This window comes from Chitinophagaceae bacterium (assembly GCA_030053935.1).
In the GTDB taxonomy this organism is placed as follows: domain Bacteria; phylum Bacteroidota; class Bacteroidia; order Cytophagales; family JASGCU01; genus JASGCU01.
On the sequence record JASGCU010000116.1, the window covers coordinates 4,387 to 6,328 of the forward strand.

The 1,942-nt window shown below is 30.8% G+C and carries 2 protein-coding genes; both read right to left on the reverse strand.

Translation table 11 applies throughout. The features are described from left to right. The coding region (trpS, locus tag QM536_09240) for a tryptophan--tRNA ligase (protein MDI9357192.1) at positions 1 to 902 on the reverse strand (902 nt) is incomplete at its 3' end. A gap of 71 nt (positions 903 to 973) precedes the next feature. Then, on the reverse strand, positions 974 to 1,942 hold a 969-nt coding region (locus QM536_09245; GenBank protein MDI9357193.1), incomplete at its 5' end, for a pseudouridine synthase.

Below are 1,942 nucleotides of genomic sequence, written 5' to 3' on the forward strand. Positions count from 1 at the left end.
CCTTCTTTCAGTTTTTCTTCTAATTCTCTTTCATTATGTATATAGTAGTCATATTGCATTCTTTCTTTTGCAAAAGTATCTAATAAGATTTCTAAAAGTTGTTTTTTAGCATCACCAAAACCAAAATTTCCCGCGAGATATTTTTCTCTTAAAATAGAAGTATCCGAGAGATTTGCTACTAATCGAAATAATTGAAATACAGTGCAGGTATCTGGATTTTTCGGAGATTCTAATGGAACACTCTCTGTTATAATAGACATGACTTGTTTTTTGAGATCTTTTTCGGGAGCAAAAATATCTAATGTATTTTTGTAGGACTTACTCATTTTTAGTCCATTAGTTCCAGGAACAGTCATAACTTCTTCGTTTATGAGTGGATTAGGTATTACGAATATATCACCGTACAAACGATTTATATGAGAAGCAATATCACGGGTAATTTCTAAATGTTGTAATTGATCTTTTCCGACAGGAATTATTTCTGCATCGTATAAAAGTATATCCGCTGCCATCAATACGGGGTAGGTAAATAGTCCAGCATTTACATCCGATAATTTATCAGATTTTTCTTTAAAAGAATGCGCATTTGCTAACATAGGATAAGGAGTAAAACAACTGAGATACCAAGCTAATTCACATACCTCTGGAATTTTTGACTGCCGATAGAATATGTTCTTGTTTGTATCAAATCCGCAAGCAAGCCAAGCAGCAGCTACTGATTTAATATTTTTTTCTCGTTCTATCGTATCTTTTATGCTTACCAAGGAATGAAAATCTGCAATAAAAAATAAAGATTCATTTTCTCTTTTTTGAGAAAGTGATATAGCAGGTAGTATAGCACCTAATACATTTCCTAAATGAATACTCCCCGAGCTTTGAATTCCTGTTAATATTCTAGACATAGTTGTTTATTGTATAAAAGTATTAAAAAATGTTTTTGGGAAATGAGTAAAAAATAGTTTTTCTATAAGGATTATAAAGATACAGAATCATTTTTTATTTTTTTTAACATATTTATTTCTTTTGAATCCAAGTGCCTCCATTTTCCACGAGAAAGATTTAGTTTTGTTAATCCCGCATACATAACTCTATCTAATTTTGTGATTTCGTATTCCAATTGTTCAAAGATACGTCTAATAATTCTATTTTTCCCACTATGGACTTCTATACCAATACCTTGCCTATCAGGAGAAACTATTTGGACATCGTCTAATTTTATGAATCCATCTTCTAAGGTAATTCCATCTTTCAATTTTTGAAAATCTTCTTCTTTTATTGGTTTATTGATTTCTACATAGTATATCTTTTGCACCATAGAAGAAGGATGAGTAAGTGTTTTTGCCAATTCCCCATCATTAGTAAAAAGTAAAAGACCTGTAGTATTTCTATCTAATCTTCCTACAGGATAAATTCTTTGTTCTACCGCAGATTCAAGAAGATTCATAACAGTTTTTCTCTCAAAAGGATCCTCCATAGTGGTTATAAAATCTTTCGGTTTATTGAGTAATATATAGGATAGCTTTTCGGGTTTTAAAGTTTTTCCATCAAAAATAACGACATCTTTTAAGGTTACTTTCACTCCTAATTCTGTAACTACTTTTCCATTTACCATTACCATACCTTGAGAAATAAGATCGTCTGCTTCCCGTCGGGAGCATACTCCTGCGTTGGATATAAACCTATTTAATCTTATATTACCCGATATATCAGTTAAAGTATTTTTTTTTGAGGAAAGTATTTCTGTTTTTTTTCTTTTCTTTTCTTTATCAAAATGATCTTTTGTATCAAACACTTTTTCCAATCCCTTGTTTCGTTGTGAATTGTCAATTACCTCATCTTTAGATACTCTTGAAAAACTTCTCTCTCTTTTAGGAAATTCTGTATTGCTATCTGTTTTATTATAATCGGGATTCCTTGAAAAACTTCTTTCTCTTTTAGGAAA